We start from the raw sequence: 18553 nt of genomic DNA, 5'->3' as shown, positions 1-18553 counted from the left end.
ATATCTTAATGAAATAAAAAAATCAAAAAATATGCGAAACCTTAAATATTTACTAGTTAGTCTGCTGCTGAGTTTGGGAATAGTTATTTTGAGTGGATTGACGGCTTTGCCTGTCTTGGCAAGCGATCGCACATTTCTGAATGTCTCTCTAGACTTTATTAATGAATACCAATTACCGAAGCAGAAATTTGAAAATACGCCTGTTGGTGGCTTGTCGGGACTCGCTTACGATCGCTTTGAGAATATTTTTTATGCCATTTCCGATGATCGTAGCGAATTTTCCCCAGCCCGATTCTATGCGCTGAGGTTACAATTTGCGCCTAAATCCGCAAATCCTCAATTAGAGAATGTGGAAGTGATTGGTTTAAATATTCTCAAAGACAAAAAAGGTAATACCTATCCACAAGGCGAAATTGATCCTGAGGCGATCGCACTTACAGGCGATCGCACCGTATTAATTGCGAGCGAAGGTGTTGCTAGCAAAGGAATTGATCCCTTCATTGATGAATTTGATCTACTGACTGGTAAAAAGCTGCGGAGTCTGCCAATTCCCTCTCGCTATTTACCAAAAACGGAAGCAACGGAACCTAATCAAATCCCAAATTCCAAAGGACGTAACAATCCAGAAATTTTGCCCAGAGGCGTAAGAGACAATCTTGGCTTTGAAGCGATGACTGTCATTCGTGATTCTGTGGGCGACCCCTATCGCGTCTTTACGATTACCGAAAATGCCCTTGCTCAAGACGCTCAAACCGATACCAGCCAACCTTCCGAAAGTCGGTTTCTGCATTATTTAGTTGGTAATATTGCACCCCTGATCGTTGCTGAGCATCGCTATCCTGTAGAAGCCATGACTTCCCCAATTAATCAAATTGGCGTTAATGAAATTATTGCCCTCGATCGCGGAGGTCATTTTCTCACCCTTGAGCGCTCTAATGGGGCTAACGGACTCAGTGCCAAAATCTGGCAAATCTTTACAGGTAGCGCCGATGATACTTCATCAATCACCAGCTTTCGAGCTAGCCCTAATCTGCGATCAATTCGCAAAAAGTTAGTTCTCGATTTGGCAATCCTTGGGATTAAGTTAGATAATCTCGAAGGAATGGCGATCGGACCCAAATTAGCCGATGGCTCTCAAAGCTTGATTTTAGTGAGTGATGATAACTTCAGTAATGATCAAGTTACCCAATTTCTGTTCTTTCGTTTACAGTCACGAATTGAGTAACTGATGTTACGTGGAAGTTTGTAAAGCCCTCACCCCTAGCCCCTCTCCCGCAGGAGAGGGGAACAAGAAAATATGGATTTTGCTCCCCTTCTCCTGCGGGAGAAGGGGGTAGGGGATGAGGGTTCCACGTAACATCAGTTAAGTAAAGGTGGCACAAAGTGCCACCTTTACTTAAATTCTCTTTAGGGTCACCGCAAAAGTACTGCCTTTGCCAACTTGACTGATCACATGAATACTTCCTTCCATTTTCTGGACTAATTCATTAGCGATCGCCAGTCCTAATCCCGTACCTGAAATATCGCCATCCGCCTGTCTACCCCGAAAATTGCGCTCAAATAAGCGTGGCAAGTCAGCATCAGGAATACCGACACCCGTATCTTGGACATAGATGTAAACTGTGTCAGGTTTTACATCTGCGCCTAATAACACATAGCCACGTTCAGGCGTATATTTGAGCGCATTCTCGGCAAGATTGCCGATCGCTTCCCTTAGAGCCGACTCATTACCTAAAACTTTGGGCAAATGGGAAGGGATATTTGATAAAAATTGAATATTTCGTTCCTGCGCGATCGCGTTGGCAAAGTTAGTAATTCCATCCAGAATTTCACTAAGATCAATCTCTGTTAGTTCTATCGTTGCCGCAGGTAAGAGCGCCTTTTCATGTTCCGCTTCCGATAGTAAGAGTGGCGCAGGGCGATCGGCTTCGCTTAGCAAATCTTGGATATGCTGAGTTTCACGTAAAATTCCTGTCACAAATTTTTGATTAGGATCGTCCGCAACAATGCGGCGCGATAGTAATTGAGCAAAGGTGCGAATTGCAGTAAGAGGATTGCGGAGTTGATGTAGTAGTGAGGCTAAAAAATTGCTTTGTTCTTCATAGTTACGCTGTTGATTTGCGGCTAACCATTGATTGCGGCGATCAAGAGCGCAAGCGATCGCTAAGGTATTAGCAATTTGTTGAATTTGCGATTGTTCATAATCGAACCAATCCCGATCTTCCCGTCCCGTCATCAAAAAACCTAAAATTGCCTCTTCATAAATCAAAGGCAAGACAAAGCGGCGCTGTCTTACTAAGCCACTAGCCCCCATCGCCAACATGGGCAAAGATTCAGAAGTAAAAGTCTCTGGCAGAGCGATCGCCCCCTCTTCTGGAAACACAGCCACTTCGATCAAATGGGGCGGCATCCCATCCGCCACCGTCTCGGTGATATACATAGCGCTAGCGACTGCACCCAAGCTCTGGGTCAGTAAAATAATTTGCGATCGGGCTAGGGCTATAAGGTCAGGACTCGCGGAAAGCATGGGAAAATAACTAGAGAATCACATAGGACAAAGTCTTATTTAAATATCAGTATAACCCTCCGATGAGTTGATACTAGTAAATAGCGGGGACTTAAAATAAGAGTAAAAACCTGTGGCATACACTGCGCGTGCGCCACAGGTTTTTACTCTTATGATGGATTTTAAAGAACTGCGATCGCGATGAACGTTTGGGGGGTGTGCTTCAGTTAAACTAAAGGAAGTCATTTTATGAAAATAATTATATATGCGGTTAAGTGATGTCACCCATCCTAACCAGTTGCACGGTCTGACGATCTCGCAATTGGAATCTATTGCTAAGGAAATTCGGCAAAAACATTTAGAAACGATCGCCGCCACAGGGGGACACCTTGGTCCTGGGCTAGGTGTAGTCGAGCTAACGCTCGCTTTATACCAAACCCTCGATTTAGACCGTGACAAGGTCGTTTGGGACGTAGGACATCAGGCTTATCCCCACAAACTGATCACAGGGCGCTACAAGGATTTCCATACCTTGCGTCAAAAGGACGGCATTGCAGGTTATCTCAATCGTCGCGAAAGTGAATTCGACCATTTTGGTGCGGGTCATGCTTCGACCAGTATTTCCGCAGCCCTTGGCATGGCGATCGCTCGCGATTTGCAAGGCGAAAATTACAAAACTGTGGCGATTATCGGTGATGGCTCCTTGACAGGCGGGATGGCGCTTGAAGCAATCAACCATGCAGGACATCTTCCCAAAACTAATTTATTAGTTGTCCTCAATGACAATGAAATGTCAATTTCGGCAAACGTCGGCGCAATTCCTAAGTACCTGAATAAACTGCGCCTCAGTCCACCGATGAAATTCATCACCAATAATCTCGAAGGACAAATCCGCAATATTCCCTTCGTTGGTGAACAAATCAGCCCTGAGATTGAGCGCATCAAGGACAATCTCAAGATTGTGACGATGGTACAAAACAAAGTAGGAGCCGTATTTGAGGAACTTGGCTTTACTTATATTGGTCCCGTCGATGGTCACAATCTCAAGGAATTGATCGATACCTTCAAAATGGCGCATACGCTTACTGGCCCCGTGATGGTTCACGTCAGTACCACTAAGGGTAAAGGCTATAGCTATGCTGAAGCCGATCGCGTTGGCTATCATGCTCAAAATTCCTTTGATATTGCCACAGGCAAAGCGAAACCCTCAGCTTCCAGTAGTAAACCCAAACCTCCCAGCTATTCCAAGGTTTTTGCGGATACGCTGATCAAACTTGCTGAGCATGACAAACGGATTGTGGCGATTACCGCCGCCATGTCCACAGGTACAGGCTTAGATAAATTCCAAGCCGCATTGCCTAATCAATTTATTGATGTTGGTATTGCGGAGCAGCACGCCCTCACCGTTGCCGCAGGGATGGCTTGCGAAGGGATGCGTCCCGTCGCCGCGATTTATTCCACCTTCCTGCAACGTGGTTTCGATCAGATTGTGCATGATATCTGCATTCAGAGCTTGCCCGTTTTCCTTTGCCTCGATCGCGCAGGTATCGTTGGAGCCGATGGTCCTACCCACCAAGGGATGTATGACATCGCCTATTTGCGCTGCATTCCGAACATCGTCTTGATGGCTCCTAAGGACGAAGCCGAAATGCAGAACATGATCGTCACTGGGTTGACCCATAATGGCGCGATCGCCATGCGTTATCCTCGCGGTAATGGCGTGGGTGCACCACTGCAAGATGAAGATATCGAGCCATTACCAATCGGTAAAGCGGAAGTACTGCGCGAAGGTAAGGATGTATTACTATTAGCCTACGGCTCGATGGTTTATCCTTCCCTACAGGTTGCGGAACTCCTCAATGAGCATGGAATCAGTGCTACTGTCGTTAACGCCAGATTTGCAAAACCTCTGGATACTGAGCTAATTCTGCCCCTTGCTCAAAAAATCGGCAAAGTAGTCACGCTTGAAGAAGGTTGCCTAATGGGTGGATTTGGTAGCGCGGTACTTGAAGCTTTGAATGATGCGAATGTTCTAGCTCCTGTTTATCGCATTGGTGTTCCCGATATTCTCGTGGAACATGCTTCGCCAGAACAGTCTTTCAATTCTCTCGGTCTATCGAGTGGACAAATCTGCGATCGCATTCTCCACCAGTTCGCTTTTAATCAGCAAGCTGCGGTTACTAGTTAGGCTTACAATAAAGCCCCGAATGGCTCCGCCATTCGGGGCTTTATTATTACAAATAAAAAATATAGGGGTTGCTCTGCAACCCCTATATTTTTTATTTGCCGCCTTTCTTGAGAGCTAAAATAGCCTCAACTTCAGCAGACTCAGCGCTAGGATAGGCAGCCGTTACTGCTAAACCTCGAATTGAAGCAATTAGAGCCTTGACCTCCGCAGGAGTCTTTTCCTTTTCCGCAGGAGGCATAAAAGTTTGAACGATATTCCATGTCTTATCGGCATCAATATAGAAATAGCCAATATTATTAGCAGGTAGAGTGCTAACTACATCCTTGAAGGTGGGATCAGTCTCGATCGCGGTTGCAGGTTTGGGGACAAACATCGACACAATAGGCGAAGCAGTAATAAATACGGTGTCCTTTTGACTCCAACCGTGAGATATGATCGCCCCAGGCGCTCCTGTGACAGACCATTCAGTTACGGAGACACCACCAACATCTTTTTTGCTAACCTTGCCACCATTTTTAGCGACAAAATCGTCGAATTTTTTGAGTAAAGACTCACCCGCCGCCCGATTATTAGTTTGGAGCAAGAGAATCGGCGCAAGCCCTTGAGTTTGCGCGAGAATGCCTTCGGGTTTACCCGACACCGAAGCAAAGGCAAATTCTCCATCCATCCATCCAAAGATATCTTTGTCCAAATCGATCGCTAAAGGTGAAGATTTTAATTGAGTTCTCGCTTCTTCAATACTTTTCTTCACTTCAGGTGTATTTTCGGCAGACTTGACAAACTGTTCCCAAGAACTCTTGATATTGGAGCCAGTAATTAGGGAAAAGGCTTGAGAAGGAATCTGACCAATAATTTTATTGGGTGAATTTTTGAGAGCTGCGATCGCCGCAGGATCAAACTTACCAACTACCTTAAAGCGAATACCTGTGTCGTCAATGCCAAAGCCCATATTCATCGACTTGACCTTCTTCAATTGCTCCAAAGATTCAGGAGGAATAGTTTGGGCATTTGGATTAAGCGCCGATAGCTCCACAATGGATTCCCCAAAGTTGGGAATGTAAATTTGAGCAACGGAGTTTTTGAGTTTGAGATCGTCAACTCCAGCCGAGCTAGCTAGCGAAGCCTCACCCTTAAAGGTGTCGATCGCCTTTTGAGTGGTCTTTTCTTGAGGAGTGACAATCAAATAGTCGCCGACCATCGCTGTAGCGCTGGCGCTTGAGCCTTCGCCGTATTGCGTAATTTTTACCCCTTTGTAATCCGACTGTTTTTCTTTACCGCCTGATTTGACTTTGACCTTTTCTGTTAAAAACTTTTCCGCTCCAGCTTTATCTTTAACCTCAAGTACGATCAAAATATTGGGGGTTGCCTCCTTCGGGGCTTCTTTAATTTGAGGTGCTTGCACAAATTGAAGAGAACCTGTGTCGCTCATCGGCACATAACGGGGCTGAAGTGCGGACTGAGGTGTGGAAGGGCTAAGGCGAGCAGTTTTGCCCGATGGCAAGAAGGCAACCGTGACATTTTTGCCAACCCAAGGCTTAACATCTTTGTCATAGTCAATGTCACCCGATGCAAGATTGTTTCTGATCTGGGCGATCGCTTTATCATAGATTTTTTTGGTTTCTGGCGAGAGAAACTGCTCTAGCTGAGCCAAAGATGCTCCGTCGGTGGAAATGGACATCGCCATCAAGGACTGCTTAGGGACGACGGTGAGAGTTCCAGAGGCAGTACTACCGATACCTGTAGGTAAATTAACTGGTTTATTGAAGAAGAAATAAGCTCCTACACCACCAGCAACTACTACAGCCGCACCACCAATAATTGGCAATAAATTTGTTTTCTTTTCAGTCATAAAATGAGACCTCCCATATTTTTAGTTGCAAAATGTCAGTATAGGGCTTAACAAAAAATAGCCATAGACTTAATGCACATAGAGCCTGTGAGTTTGCTCACAGGCTCTATGTGCATTAAGTCTTGATTTCTTGATATATCAATATTTTCAAGCCCTTTAAATCTCTGATCAATAGACGTTGATTTGTCCAAAATCTCTCCAAAGACATAATAATGGTGGCGCACCAAACCACGTAATACCAAATGAAGAAATGGCGTAGCCATTTCTTCATTTGGTATTACGTGGCTTCTAGCCATGCGGGAATAATCTTCCATGCTTGATTGAGAGACTTATCCAGAGATTTGTAATTTGGCTCAAACTTACTGACTAAACCCCAAAATTTATCCGAGTGATTCATGTGAACCGTATGGCAAAGCTCATGGAGCAGAACATATTCCACCACTTTATTGTCTAAAAATAGCAACTTATAGTTAAGACTAATATTGCGATCGCGTGAACAGCTACCCCAGAGAGTTTTTTGACTGCGTACCGTAGTCGTGCGATAGGGCAGATGGTGGCGAGTACTGACTTGGCGTAACCAACTAAAGAGATGCTTCTCGGCTTTTCGCATTAACCATTGCTTTAAGAGAGCCTTACAAGCTTGCACATTCGCCACATTTCCACTTACGACTAGCAACATCGGCTCGGGCTGTTCACTAATGCTGATAGCATTTGAAGTCAGGGAAATCGCTAGATATTCTATGCGCCAATGCTCGCCAAGCGATCGCAGATTAATAGATTCAGGCAGTTCATGGGGAGACTGCGACTGCAAAAACGCTTTACGCTCATCTAATTTATTTTGATGTCGCGCAATCCAATCACGTTTTGTATGAACGATTTCGGGAATCTTACGGCGATCGTAATTGTCAGGTATTACTACCTCTAAACCATCTTCTACAGACAGCGAGAGGCGAACGCATTTAGCGCGAGAACTTACCCGCACCGTATAGTTTGGTAAATCCGTTAAAGATTCTATTAAAGATTTGGGAAGAGATACCATAAGTTTAATCTTGAATCAAAATCGTACCTGAAAATTGAGAATTTAAGCGATCGCGTTCGCGATGGGCATTACTGCGATTGGTATAAGTACGGACTTGAATATAGGATTTACCCTTAAGAATCGTAACGAAAGCATCAGGAGCGCTTTCACGGATCAGTTTCAAAGTGTTGGCATTACTGTTGGGAACTAAAACTCGATAGATGATTTTTTTAGAGCTATCAGGGTTTTGAGGATTTGCAGGATTATTGGGCGTTGGAACAGGATTTGGAGGGGCTAGATTATCAGGCGCTTTAGGGGCAGAAATTAGCTCAGCGCTGATAACTTGGGCAGCAAGCCCTTGATTGCGAAGGAGAACGGCACTGCTATTAGCACTCTGTTGGCTAAATAGAGGTGCGGCTAAAATCACCGAGCGGTTACTAAAAGTCGCAAAAACGGCTCCCTTCCCTGTGAGCGATCGCACTCTTTGAAGGACTGCATTAGGGTCATTGCTCGGATCAACCAGAATGGCAGCACCTTGAAGATTTGCAGGAATATCATTTACCTTGGCGGTGAAAGAATGAACGATCGCATCTAGTCCCAATTCCCGTAATTGGCTAGCCCGAAATGTGGAGGCTTGAGCATTATCAAAACCGCCAAAAAATGTCATCGAACCATTAAGATAAGTGCAGGGAACGGCGGCGATCGCTAAAAATTCAGGTAACTGGGGTAACAAATTTGCTGGTCGATCTAACAAAACCACATAGCGCCGATTGGTTAACTGGGGACAGGCGTTAGCAGGCTGGATAGACTGGGCAATTGAGAGATTAGGGGCGGCGATCGCGATTGAGTTCCCCATGCGATCGCTTAAAACGACACCAGCAAAAAATAGGCAAGCTACAAAAGTAGCACTCGACCCCGATCTTGTTCTAGGAGGGCTTAACACTCTCATATGGTTAAACTCACTGTCACTAGAGCCATCGTCTTATTTAGTTTGCTCATCATTCGATCACCATAATGATTGATTGAGATATACCACTTTATATTGCGAATTGTCATAACTGGATCAAACTTTTTCAGTCTTGAATTATTGTTAAGTTGAGGTGGTTTGCCTAGTTATTTAGAGCAGGTTGCTTAAAAGTAGATATCAAGAGCGAACGAACCACAAGAAAATTTTGAAAGCTTTGCTTAGCAAAGCTTTCAAAATTTTCTTGATTTGGGTTAACCAAACAAGTAGAGCGACAAAATAGTGGCAAATAAAGACCATCTAATTCAACTGCAAAAAGGGGTCAGTAGTTGGAATCTATGGCGATCGCAGGAATATCATATACAAATCGATCTCCGAGAAGCCAATCTTTCCTATGCAGAAGTGAGCAAAGCTAATTTTAGCGGTGCTGATTTGAGCTTGGCTAATCTCGGCGGTGCTAACCTCATTGGCGCAAATTTGAGGGAGGCAAACCTCACCTTAGCCAATCTCAGTGGCGCAAATCTTAGCCTTGCCACATTTCAGGATGTCACCCTCTGCATGACCAACCTTAGCGGCACAAATTTGAGTTTAGCTAATCTCAGTTCTGTCAATCTCAGCCTTGCCAATCTCAGTGGCGCAAATTTGAGTGGTGCAGTTCTTCGCAATGCTAATTTGATGGGGGTAAATTTTAGCGGAGCCGATCTGACGAATGCGGATCTCACTGATGCGAATCTTATTGGCGCAAATCTAAATGGGGCAAATTTAAGTAACTCTTCTCTTTGTGAAACAGAGTTAAGTGGCGCAATCTTGAATGGAGCGAATCTCACAAAGGCAAATCTAAGTGGTGCGGTGTTACGGAAAACCGATTTCAATGGGGCAAAGCTCAAAGAAGCCGATCTCCGAAATACCGATCTGCATTTAGCAAAGCTAGATGGCGCACACTTAGAAAACGCTAAGCGTTAAAAGTCCCAAGCATCTAATTTTCCCGCAAGGCGGGAAAATTAGATGCCTATTAAAGAGATCGCGATTGACTTAAAATCGCGACTTACGGTAACTTGTATTTGACTGAATAGAGACTACAAAAGGCTTCATCACAAACAAAGTTATGTCCCGCGTGGTTTTGATGAATTTAGCTACTGATGTTCGCACTTTTATGAGCGCTTTAATAACTTGGTTCTTTCGCAGCCTCTTGCGAGCCACTGTCCTTTTACCGATCGCTGGCTTTGTAGGAGTGATTGCCCTCTGGTGGGCGATCGCTTTATTTCGCCATGAAATGATGCCTACGCCACTCGAAGCGCTGATTAAAAATTTAGATTTTATTTTAAATCCATTTTATCAGCGCGGACCGGGTGATATCGGGATTGGCTGGTTACTGCTAGCTAGCCTCCGCCGAGTTTGTATTGGATTTTCCTTGGGGGCTGTAGTTGCCATTCCTGTGGGCGTTTGGATTGGGTTATCGCGTCATGCTTGGTTAGCAATTAACCCGATTATTCAGGTTTTCAAGCCTGTTTCTCCCCTTGTGTGGTTGCCGATCGCCCTTGCAATTTTTAACGCTGCCGAGCCTTCCGCAATTTTCGTGATTTTTATTACCTCCCTTTGGTCTACGATCATTAACACCGCCGAAGGTGTCAGTAACGTTCCCAAAGACTATTTGGAAGTTGCCCAAGTTCTCGAAATGCCCCGATGGAAGCAGTTAATTAAAGTGATTTTACCCGCTAGTTTGCCCTATATCTTTACAGGTTTACGCATCAGTTTAGGGATTGCATGGCTAGTAATTGTCGCCGTAGAAATGCTCACGGGTGGCATAGGCATAGGCTTTTTTGTTTGGGATGAATGGAACCGACTGAATGTAAGTGCCGTATTTTTAGCGGTCTTTGTAATTGGCGTAACGGGATTGATTTTGGACTATGCCCTCGCCAAATTGCAAGCGATCATCACCCGTCGCCCTGCCCAGTCCTAAGAGGCGGAGATAACTATGTACAGTTCGCGTACCAGAAGAGAATTTCTCAAGGGGATGACCGCTACTGCTTCAGCGATCGCTTTTTCCGCTTGCGCCCAAGAACAATCACGAAACCCCACTGGACTATCGGAAACAGCCCTTGCGGTCGAACCAATTATTAATCCTGCCAGTCTCGAAAAGCCTAACTTAACTGTCGGCTTTGTCCCTGTTAACGATTGCGCTCCCTTTGCGATCGCTTGGGAAAAGGGATTCTTTCGGAAGTATGGATTGAATGTGACGCTCAGTCGTGAAGCAAGCTGGGCGAATTCCCGTGACGGAATTATTTTTGGGCGCTTAGATGCTTCTCCCGTCGTATCAGGGGCTGTCACTAATGCAAGAACAGGTGCAGAAGGCGCAAGGCATTTTCCTCTGTGTGCAGCGATGACTATTCATCGTCATGGCAATGCAATCACCTTCAATCGCAAATTGTGGGAAGCAGGTATTCGTCCCTTATCTACTTATAATGGAGACTTAGAGAAGTTTGGAAAAGATTTGCGAGGCTATTGGCAAACAGCACCTGTCGAGGAGCGAGTATGGGCAACGGTTCTGAGTTCCGCTATCTATGAATATTTCCTGCGCTATCTGCTTGCGGCGGCGGGTATCAATCCCGTTACTGAGTTGCGTTCCATTATTACCCCACCACCTCAGATGGTGAGCAATATGCGAATGGAAACGATTCAAGCTTATATGGTTGCGGAGCCTTGGAATACAAGAGCGATCGCAGGTAATGAAGGCATAGGATTTACTTTTGCTCAAGGGCGAGAAATTTGGAATGGTCATCCTGATCGCTTGTTAGCTGTGCGCGAATCTTTCATTCAGGACTATCCCAAAACCTACCGATCGCTAGTCAAAGCGATGATCGAAGCTTGTCAATATTGCAGCAAACCTGCTAATCGGGAAGAAGTCGCTAAAATCATTTCTCAGCGCTCTTTTACAGGCGCAAATGTGAAATATACTCGCCCTGCCATTGTTGGAAATTACAACTATGGTGGCTTTGATCAGCAACCTCGCATCACCAACAGCATCGAGACAACGCTATTTTTTGAAATGCCCCCTTCTGTCTCCGAAGTTGCCCATGACCATTCCACTTTTCTCTGGCAATCCCAAAGCCTCTGGCTGATGACTCAAGCAACCCGTTGGGGACAAATCCTCGAATTCCCTAAAAATGCCGAAGCGATCGCCCGTCAAGCATGGCGAACGGATTTGTATCGAGAAATTGCTGCGGAAATGGGAATTAAATGTCCGTCGGAGGATTATAAAGTGGAACCTGCCTCAGCTTTTATTGATCGCAAATCCTTTGATCCTAGTAATCCCATCGGCTATCTCAGTAGCTTTGAAATTAGGGCAAATGCACCTCAATCCTTTTTTCTTGCGTAATTTTTCCTTGCATAATATTCTTGCTTAACCTTTATGACTACTCAACTATCGCTCAATTCTACTCCTCCCCAAGACAAGACATTTCTGGCGATCGAAAATGTCGTCAAAGCATTTCGCAAACCTGATGGTAGTCAATTTGTGGTTCTAGATGGCATTGATCTGGCGATCGCTGAGCAGCAATATGTCTCGGTGATTGGTCACTCAGGCTGTGGCAAATCAACCCTCTTGAGGATTGTCGCAGGGTTAGAGAAGCCAACATCAGGTTCAGTTACTCTGGAGGGAAAAATCATTCGCAAACCGGGGGCGGAACGGATGATGGTTTTTCAGGGCTATTCCTTGCTGCCTTGGTTGACGGTCAGAGAAAACATCCGTATGGCCGTGGATGAAGTATTTAAAACCACAAGCCGTGCCGAAAAAATCGCGGTAGTAAATGAGCATATTGACATGGTGAATCTCACCGCCGCCGCCGATAAATATCCCCACGAACTTTCAGGCGGTATGAAACAAAGAGTTGGGGTGGCGCGAGCCTTGGCGACTCGTCCTAAAATGTTGCTGTTAGATGAGCCATTTGGGGCGCTAGATGCCTTGACTAGACCTAAGCTCCAGCAACAAGTTCTAGATATTTGGGAAAATCATCGCCAAGCGGTGATGATGATTACCCATGATGTGGATGAGGCGATCTTTATGTCCGATCGCGTGGTGATGATGACCAATGGACCCAAAGCGACCATCGGAAAAGTGTTAGATATTTCCTTACCACGTCCCCGCGATCGCCACGAATTGCGGGAGTCTAAGGAGTATTACGAATTACGCAATCAAGCCTTAGATTTTCTGGAACGCTATCAATAAAAACCAGAAGGCAAGTTGCACTAGCCTTCTAGCTTTGAGGCGGCGCAAAGCGCCGCCTCTTGTCTTTTGGGTTTTATGTTAAGCCCGATAGATGGCAAAATAGCTTTTAACGTTGAGAGATAGAGGCTAAGCGATGTCCCTAAAAGCTGGCAAAGAGGCTTTATTGCGAAAGCACTACACCGAAGCGATCGCCATCTTGTCTGAATATAGCCAAGATAGTAGCAGCACGAAATCAAAAGACTATGTACAGGCGCAAATCTGGCTAGTTTCGGCATACAAAAAAACAGGACGTGCGGACAAGGCGATCGCCATTTGCGAAAAATTAGCCGCCTATACTGACCCGCAGATACAGACTTGGGCGCAAAAGTCTTTAATTACCCTAAATGCGATGCTAGATGCACCTCCTGACGATCGCATCCAGCGTAACCAAGAAGTCGCTTCTGTCGTTAAGTCCGATCCACGTCGCTATCGCAAAAACAATGTCACTCTATCGCTGCCCTCACGTTACACATATTTTCTGATTGCCGCCCTAATTCTGACGACTCTCACTATTCCCGCTTTACAATTTCTGTTGGGCTATGGGATCTCGCGATTCTTTACGGACTACTTTACCGATACTTGGTTTAAGACCGTGGCGATCGCCGCCAGCGTGATTAGCATTCTGCTATTTTTTATGTCACCTTGGATTATCGACATTACCCAAAAGCAATATCACCGCATTCAATGGATTACCTTGGCGGATTTGGATTTAAGAAGTCCTGAGTCCGTAGAAATAATTGAGGAATTTTGCGAAAGACAAAATATTTTTGTCCCAAGGTTAGGATGGATTGAAGATGACGCTCCTGTTGCTTTTATCTATGGAGTCATTTCCAATTCCGCCAGAATTGTGGTGAGTCGAGGTCTATTTGATTGCCTTGATGATGATGAATTGGCTGCGGTTTATGCCTATCAACTCGGGCGCATTCGCAATAAAAGCTTTGCCGTTTTAACCTTCATTTCTGCCCCCGTTCAAGTTCTCTATTACATTTATGTACTGCTCAGCCGCCGTAGCTACCAAGCTAAAAGCGCCAAGCAATTCTGGCAAGTTGCCGCAACTTTCGCGAATGTCATCTATTCTGTTAGTAACTACTTGCTGATTTGGCTATCCCATGCCAGTACGATTGTGAGCGATCGCTTTGCAGCGGAAGTTACAGGCAATCCCAACGCCCTCGCCCGTGCCTTGCCCAAAATGGCGCGACAAATGCTGCCCTATAATCAGCCCGCCATGCCCACTAATCGCCTTTTAGAATCCACCAGAGCCTTAGGGATATGCGATCGTCAAACCATGACTGCGATCGGTTTAGCTATGGAAATCGCCCATGCAGGACAAACCGATCAAAATCCTTACCGCGTATTTCTCTGGGAAATGTTTAACCCTTGGCGACGTTGGCTCGAAATTCATTCTACTCATCCCTTGGTCGGCAAACGCCTCCAGCTTTTAGCAGGATATTCTAAACAGTTAGGACTTTTAACGGAATATGACTTTGCTGAACTATTGAAGGAAGAGAAAAAGCTAAATAAAAAAGTTTTATATCAAAACTTTTGGCGCGATTTATTGATTCAGATTTCGCCTTTATTGGGAGTAGCGATCGCGCTAATTGCTGCTAGTTTTTTAACTCAACTCTATAATCGCTGGCTCTGGCTCAGTCTCTCCCTCATCGGCTTAGGTTTGGGATTTATGTATCAAGGTAGTTTACGCTATCCCGACTTTCGGAAAGTTGCAGACACCGATCTCGTTAGCTTACTTACTGATCCCTACGCCAGTTATGTTCAAGGCAAGCCCGTGCAGATTGCTGGCGAATTGCTAGGCTATAGCACCGATGAATTTTACATTGGTTACGCCTTGAGATTAGAAGATCAAGGGGGCTTAGCTTTTCTCAATTACATACCCAACTTCCAGCAGTGGGTTGTTGATCCTTCCAACTCCATTAAAAATCTCGAAGTATTACGCGATCGCTCGGTCATCGCTTCAGGCTGGTTTCGACGAGGCAAGTTCCCAATTGTCGATCTGTCAACTCTTCAACCGATTATGGAAGATCAGCCCAAAAAACGCGCTTCCCTTATTAGCTATCACCAATTCTGGAATAATATCGGAAGCTCTATTCTGGTTTTAGTCGGTTTAGCCAGTCTCATCTTAACTTCTCGAATTCTTTAGTCTACGCTATCAAATCCAGCAAATAATTTATGAACAAGGGGCTTAAGCCCCTTGTTCATAAATTATTTGCTGAAAAAAAGCCATATTTTTTAGATTTTAATAAATTTATACGTTAATGGTCATGCAATAATAGGTAAACATAAAAAATTAAGAAATAGAACTTCTGTCTCTTAATTTTTATTTTATGTATTTATCTATTTTATCCAGACACCATGCCTTCAAATTATACAATCAAGGACTATAGCCTAAGAGATGCTGACTACTACATGGATCGCATCCCTGAGGCTATCATTGAGAAATTGAGTACCGAAGAACATAAAAATATTAAAGATGTAATTTCCTCCGCCCTTCCCAAGCCTTCACCGAAATTGATAGATGTAAGGTTTGTGATTAACTTGCTCTTTGCAAGATATTTCTTTGTTTTATTGATTGGTAAAGATCGTTATAAAAAACGGATAAAAGTTCAAGATATAGCCGCACCTCATCACACCCGTCCCTTAACCAAAATCGCCCATCGCATTATAGCGTTATTGCTATTTTTTGCTATCAATCTATTAGTGAGTGGATTTATTGTTTTATTTGTCTATGTAACTTTAAGTTTCTTAGGAATTCATTTGTTTAGTAATTATCTCAATACAGCTTTGCGTTGCTAAACTCGAACATAGCTACAATACAAAATATACTAACTGGTTTGCCTGATTACAGGTAAGTACTCATTTGTGGCTTATCATCAGCATTAAGTGGAACCTCCTCCACAAAAAATCAAACAGCGATCGCCCCTTCAAAACCCCAAATCACGATCGCCACTTCACAACAAATCAAACAGCGATCGCATTTAGTAAACTGAAATACTAGAAGCTTGAAAATGGTTATCATGAAATGAAATTTAAGTTTGCAACTGTGCTAAAGGAGTTGGAGAGTATGTAGTATATTCTATATAAGATTTAATCTTCTGTCGAAAATCCGCACCAGTTGCTATAAAAAATTCAATAAATACTCATTTCTCTTTAACTTTATATGTTTACTAAAGATTTTTACAACATTATAGATGGCGAACTAAATGATCTCTTAGAAAAGTATAAAGATGATAAATTCATACAAAAACATAGAAATGCTATCAACAACCAGAAATCCTATGCTCTTTTAATTTGGTTTCTTGAATTTTATGGAAAGATATCTAGCTACACAAGTTTTATCACTGATGGAGATAATGATAGCTCTTGCGATATCGTCTTTGATAAGATAAACAATTACGGCGATAAGATTTTCTATGTTGTTCAGTCGAAGTGGAACAATGCGGGTAATTCGGAAAAAGAATCAGACAAAGATGAAATACTCAAAGCTTTGAGTGACTTTACCACAATTTTGCGAGGTGAGAAAGACGACTTTAATGATAAGTTGAAATTAAAAGTAGAAGAGTTGGATAAACATCTCAAAGAGAATGGAGAAGTTAAATTTATTTTTTTGACCCTTTCTCAATATAGAAGAGGAGCCGATGAGAATATTAAGGCGTTCATAAATAATGACGAAAAAATCAAGTTTGAAGTTATTGATATTAATCGAATTAAATTAGATTACATAGATAGAAAATATAAAAAAATTGAGCCTTTAAATCCTCTAGAAACCTATCAAAATCCAGAGGAAAGTCTCATTGATATTGAGATTGTACAAGGGAATGGACGTATTGAAATACAAAAGCCTTTTGAGGCATATATGTTTTTACTTCGTCCTAAAAGTATATATGATTTATTTGAAAAATATGGTTTTGCACTTTTCTATAAGAATGTTAGAAATCCTCTCCTACAATCAGAATTTAATGAGGAAATAGAAAAAACAGCAATTGAAAACCCTGCTTATTTTTGGTATTACAATAATGGTATTACTGCTATTACATATCTATTGCCTAAAATTGGGAAGAAGGCTGAAAAGTTACAGCTCACTGGGTTACAAATTATAAACGGCGCACAAACTGTTTATTCTATTTACCGAGCTTATAAAAATGCGTCTCCGACAAAGCGTATTCAAATGGATAGTGAGTCTTTGCTTACTTTACGTCTTTTGAAATCAGGAGGAACTGATTTTGATTTAAATGTAACTAGATACACTAATTCACAGAATCCCATATATGATCGCGACTTTTGTGCTAATGATGACATCCAAATTAGGCTGCAAAATGATTCATATCAAACTAAATTTTGGTATGAAAAAAGGCGCGATGAGTTTCGCGAACTTCCAGAAGGTATCACTAAAGTTACCAACCATATTTTTGCCAATGTATATCTAGCTTATCATTTGCAAGATCCTGTAAGTGTCATAAATAACTACAAGCATTACAAGGAAACTAGCAAAGAGCTAATTTTCGTTTCACATAGAGAACATCAAGATGGACTGTATGAAAAAATATTTAACGACAGAACATCATTTGAAGATATGTTATGTGCATTTTATATATTTGATATAGTTTGCGGCTATTATTTTTGCTCTTATGAAGATACATTTGAAACAGCTTATTATCATCTAATTGCTTTATTTAAGGTTTCTTTTACAAATTATTTGCAAGCGAAATTTGACAAAAAACTAAATGTAAATAAGTACATTATTAATACCTATGAAAAAAATGAAAAAGAGTCTATTCTTAAAACCTTTAAATTTATAGATCAATTTGTTAGGAAACAACTTGAAATAGAAAACAATGAAGAAAAAACGACAGATGGAATAATAAAATTCTTATTTAAACTATCTTATTACGAGAGAATAAAAGATGCTTTAAATGATTTGGATATTTCTGTAAAAGATATTGAAGATATTGTGCTGGAAGATGGCGATGAGATTATTGAAATGGACAATAGCGAAGATTAGCTCGATCATTTTCGGTAAGGGCTTTTGGCGATAGAGAACTGAGTTAATATCCGCTCCAGCGATCAGATCCGCAACACTTCAACAGCATGATCGCCTCTCCAAAAAAATCAAACAGCGATCGCCCCTTCAAAACCCAAAATCACGATCGCCACTTCAAAAAATCAAACAGCGATCGCCCCATCAACCCCAAAAAACACGATCGCCACTTCACAGAAAAGCAAACAGCGATTACTTATTAGAAATATTTTCTGTTATAGCTGTCGCCAAGTGTATTAGGACGCAGAAGCGGCCAGAACAGATTCCATGGCATCACGTAAATTGTCAGAATTGCGTAAAAGTTTGCGAATTCGATGCTTCAACCAAGCCCAACATTTTTCAATGCGATTGAGGTCAGGAGAATAAGCAGGAAGATAGACTAATTTACATCCAGCCGCTTCAATTAATTCGCGAATTCTACCACCGTGATGAAAGGTAGCATTATCGATAATTACCCACTCCTTGGGTTGGAGTTTTGGGATTAAACAAGTTACTAGCCAAATTTCAAAAACGTTGCGATTACAGGCTCCTTCAATAGTGAAGGGAGCAATTATTTGTCCATCCCGATAGCCAGCAATCATATTGATACGCTTTTTTCTAATCCCAGACTTTAGTCCATAAATCCTTTGTCCCGCCTCAGACCATCCATAACTGTGCTGATCTCTTTCATCCATGCCAGACTCATCGACATAGACTAAGTGTGCTGCTCTGGGG

The 18553-nt window shown here is 42.9% G+C and carries 16 protein-coding genes; 10 read left to right on the top strand and 6 right to left on the bottom strand.

Annotated elements, in window-relative coordinates; genetic code table 11:
- Positions 1–31 precede the first annotated feature (31 nt).
- Positions 32–1225 carry an esterase-like activity of phytase family protein gene (locus H6F42_RS16620; RefSeq protein ID WP_190400489.1) on the top strand — a complete coding sequence of 398 codons (1194 nt, stop codon included), beginning with the start codon at positions 32–34 and terminating at the stop codon, positions 1223–1225.
- A 171-nt stretch (positions 1226–1396) separates the two neighbouring features.
- Here the strand turns inward: H6F42_RS16620 and H6F42_RS16615 are convergent, their stop codons facing one another.
- A complete protein-coding gene (locus H6F42_RS16615; RefSeq protein ID WP_190400488.1) occupies positions 1397–2527 on the bottom strand; it encodes a HAMP domain-containing sensor histidine kinase in 1131 nt (376 codons plus the stop codon).
- Positions 2528–2771: 244 nt separating this feature from the next.
- Between H6F42_RS16615 and dxs the strand changes: the two genes are divergently transcribed.
- Positions 2772–4694 carry a 1-deoxy-D-xylulose-5-phosphate synthase gene (gene dxs / locus H6F42_RS16610; RefSeq protein WP_190400487.1) on the top strand — a complete coding sequence of 641 codons (1923 nt, stop codon included), beginning with the start codon at positions 2772–2774 and terminating at the stop codon, positions 4692–4694.
- Between the two features lie 91 nt (positions 4695–4785).
- Here dxs and H6F42_RS16605 read toward each other — a convergent pair whose 3' ends face one another.
- The 4 genes from H6F42_RS16605 to H6F42_RS16590 are packed head-to-tail and all read right to left on the bottom strand — an operon-like array spanning position 4786 to position 8417.
- Positions 4786–6543, bottom strand: coding sequence for a DUF3352 domain-containing protein (locus H6F42_RS16605; RefSeq protein ID WP_190400486.1), 1758 nt, complete (start codon positions 6541–6543; stop codon positions 4786–4788).
- A gap of 47 nt (positions 6544–6590) precedes the next feature.
- Positions 6591–6839 carry a hypothetical protein gene (locus tag H6F42_RS16600; RefSeq protein WP_190400485.1) on the bottom strand — a complete coding sequence of 83 codons (249 nt, stop codon included), beginning with the start codon at positions 6837–6839 and terminating at the stop codon, positions 6591–6593.
- Positions 6821–7582: a SprT family zinc-dependent metalloprotease gene (locus H6F42_RS16595; RefSeq protein WP_190400484.1), complete on the bottom strand. Its 762-nt coding sequence runs from the start codon at positions 7580–7582 to the stop codon at positions 6821–6823. The genes H6F42_RS16600 and H6F42_RS16595 overlap by 19 nt, the downstream gene beginning before the upstream one ends.
- 4 nt (positions 7583–7586) lie before the next feature.
- Positions 7587–8417 carry a hypothetical protein gene (locus tag H6F42_RS16590; RefSeq protein WP_190400483.1) on the bottom strand — a complete coding sequence of 277 codons (831 nt, stop codon included), beginning with the start codon at positions 8415–8417 and terminating at the stop codon, positions 7587–7589.
- 390 nt (positions 8418–8807) lie between these two features.
- Here H6F42_RS16590 and H6F42_RS16585 point away from each other — a divergent pair, with 390 nt between their 5' ends.
- The 8 genes from H6F42_RS16585 to H6F42_RS16550 all read left to right on the top strand — a co-directional run bounded on the left by H6F42_RS16585 (position 8808) and on the right by H6F42_RS16550 (position 18042).
- On the top strand, positions 8808–9488 hold the full coding sequence (locus H6F42_RS16585; RefSeq protein ID WP_190400482.1) for a pentapeptide repeat-containing protein: 681 nt from the start codon (positions 8808–8810) through the stop codon (positions 9486–9488).
- A 190-nt stretch (positions 9489–9678) separates the two neighbouring features.
- The gene (gene ntrB, locus H6F42_RS16580; RefSeq protein WP_347272325.1) at positions 9679–10485 is read left to right on the top strand and encodes a nitrate ABC transporter permease; all 807 of its coding nucleotides are present in this window, start codon (positions 9679–9681) and stop codon (positions 10483–10485) included.
- A gap of 15 nt (positions 10486–10500) precedes the next feature.
- Positions 10501–11901 carry a CmpA/NrtA family ABC transporter substrate-binding protein gene (locus H6F42_RS16575; RefSeq protein WP_190400481.1) on the top strand — a complete coding sequence of 467 codons (1401 nt, stop codon included), beginning with the start codon at positions 10501–10503 and terminating at the stop codon, positions 11899–11901.
- 33 nt (positions 11902–11934) lie between these two features.
- Positions 11935–12750, top strand: a complete 816-nt coding sequence (locus tag H6F42_RS16570; RefSeq protein ID WP_190400480.1) for a nitrate ABC transporter ATP-binding protein — start codon at positions 11935–11937, stop codon at positions 12748–12750.
- Positions 12751–12883: 133 nt separating this feature from the next.
- Positions 12884–14944: a M48 family metalloprotease gene (locus tag H6F42_RS16565; RefSeq protein ID WP_190400479.1), complete on the top strand. Its 2061-nt coding sequence runs from the start codon at positions 12884–12886 to the stop codon at positions 14942–14944.
- A gap of 212 nt (positions 14945–15156) precedes the next feature.
- A complete protein-coding gene (locus H6F42_RS16560; protein ID WP_190400478.1) occupies positions 15157–15597 on the top strand; it encodes a hypothetical protein in 441 nt (146 codons plus the stop codon).
- Between the two features lie 364 nt (positions 15598–15961).
- On the top strand, positions 15962–17803 hold the full coding sequence (locus H6F42_RS16555) for an AIPR family protein (protein WP_190400477.1): 1842 nt from the start codon (positions 15962–15964) through the stop codon (positions 17801–17803).
- Positions 17804–17889: 86 nt separating this feature from the next.
- A complete protein-coding gene (locus H6F42_RS16550) occupies positions 17890–18042 on the top strand; it encodes a hypothetical protein (protein ID WP_190400476.1) in 153 nt (50 codons plus the stop codon).
- Between the two features lie 33 nt (positions 18043–18075).
- On the opposite strand, the gene H6F42_RS16545 is transcribed toward H6F42_RS16550, so the two are convergent.
- The coding region (locus tag H6F42_RS16545; RefSeq protein ID WP_190400475.1) for an IS630 family transposase at positions 18076–18553 on the bottom strand (478 nt) is incomplete at its 5' end.

Origin of the sequence: Pseudanabaena sp. FACHB-1998, from assembly GCF_014696355.1 — a bacterium.
Classification (GTDB): domain Bacteria; phylum Cyanobacteriota; class Cyanobacteriia; order Pseudanabaenales; family Pseudanabaenaceae; genus Pseudanabaena.
This window is presented reverse-complemented; position numbering and strand designations above follow the sequence as displayed.